Source organism: Nonomuraea sp. NPDC051941, assembly GCF_044593615.1.
Genome location: NZ_JBIUCF010000139.1, coordinates 1 through 2,007 on the forward strand (window position 1 = coordinate 1; position 2,007 = coordinate 2,007).

The window sequence follows — 2,007 nt, forward strand, 5'->3', positions numbered from 1 at the left end:
ACATCTCCGACCCCAGAACCGACCGGCTCGCCCGGCAGCGGCACCCACTGCACACGATGCAGCGCATCGTGCCCAGCCTGCGGACGCGACGACAGCCCATCTGCGGGCAGCGGACGCGAGATCAAGCTCGCGACGACCGCGACCGGCGCGCCGGTGCCGTCGGCAATCCGGATGCTGGAAGCCCCACCCTCAGCCGGAAGGACGTGAACGCGCACCTGCTGAGCACCGGAAGCCAGGAGCTCCACCCCGTTCCAGGCGAACGGCAGCGCGACCCCCTCAAACTGCTCGACGAGACCGGTGGCATGCAGGGCCGCGTCCAGCAGCGCCGGGTGGATGCCATAACCGCCGGCCTCGGCGGCCTCCCGCTCGTCGAGCTCCACCTCGGCGAACACCTCTGCGCCACGCACCCAGGCCCGCTTGAGCCCCTGGAACGCCGGACCATAGCCATACCCGGCACGAGCCAACGCCTCGTAGTGACCGGACACGTCCACCGCCTGCGCCCCCGCGGGCGGCCACTGCTCATCAGCAGAACCGGCCGCACTGCTCGTCACGGCCAGGGTGCCCGCGGCGTGACGCGTCCAAGGCCGCCGGCCGGTACGGGCGTGCACCGCCACCTCACGCCGACCGTCCTCACCAGCAGCGGACACCGCCACCTGAAGCTGGACCGGCTCGTCACCCCCGATCACCAGCGGCGCCTCAAGCGTCAGCTCCTCCACCACCGGACAGCCGACCTCGTCACCCGCCCGCACCACCAGCTCCACGAACCCGGTGCCGGGGAAGACCACCGTCTCCCCCACCCCGTGATCCGCCAGCCACGGATGCGTAGCGGTCGAGATCCGCCCGGTCAGCACCACCCCACCCTGATCGGGCAGCTCCACAGCCGCCCCCAGCAGCGGATGGTCCACCCGCGTCAGGCCCAGCCCACCCGCGTCCGCAGCCCCCGCGACGGAAGGCTCCAGCCAGTAACGCCGGTGCTGGAACGCATACGTGGGCAACTCGGCACCCACGCTGGTGCCAGACAGGAGTCGTAGCCAGTCCACCCCCACCCCGGCGGCGAACGCCTCACCCGCCGAACGTACGAACCGCCCCGCGCCGCCCTCGCCGCGCCGCAGCGATGCCACCGCGACCCCCGACGGGGCGGTGACGTCCAGGATGTCCTGCACCGCCATCGTCAGCACCGGATGCGGGCTCACCTCGAGGAAGAAGTCGTGACCGTCGCGAATCGCGACTCGTACGGCGTCCTCGAAACGCACGCGCTGGCGCAGGTTGGTGTACCAGTAGTCGGCCCCCAGCCGCTCGGTGTCCAGCGACTCCGCCACGACCGTGGAGTAGAACGGCACGTCGGCGGAGCGAGGTTCAAGCCCGGCCAGTTCGGCGAGGACGGTCTCGCGGAGCCCCTCCACCTGGGCGGAGTGGGAGGCGTAGTCCACCTTGATCTTTCGAGCCTGCACGCCCTCACCGGTGATCGCCGCGAAGAACTCGTCCAGGTCGGCGGCGCCGCCGGACACGACGACGGAGGTCGGGCCGTTCACGGCGGCTACCGAGAGCCGGTCGCTCCACGGTTCGAGCCGCCGCACCAGCTCCTCGTACGGCAGCAGCACGGCCAGCATGCCGCCCGTCCCGGCGAGCTCCCTGCGGATGACCTTGCCGCGCTGGGCGACCACGCGGGCCGCGTCCCGCAGCGACAGCGCCCCGGCCACGCACGCCGCGGCCACCTCACCCTGCGAATGCCCGATCACCGCGGCCGGGCGGACCCCCACCGCCTCCCACAATGCCGCCAGGGACACCATGACCGCCCAGGTGGCGGGCTGGACGACGTCCACCCGGTCCAGGGTCGGAGCTCCATCCGCACCGCGCAGTACGTCGAGCAGGTCCCAGTCGACGAACTCGCTCAGCGCCTGCCCGCACTCGGCCAGCCGGGCGGCGAACACCGGCGACGCCTGCGCCAGCTCCACCCCCATCCCGGCCCACTGCGCCCCCTGACCCGGGAACACCAGCACCGCATCC

The 2,007-nt window shown here is 72.3% G+C and carries 1 protein-coding gene; it reads right to left on the bottom strand.

The window, feature by feature from the left end; all coding sequences use genetic code 11:
- Window positions 1-2,007 (bottom strand): acyltransferase domain-containing protein (locus ACIHFD_RS67810; protein ID WP_397375961.1); only part of this gene is annotated, 2,007 nt, incomplete at both ends.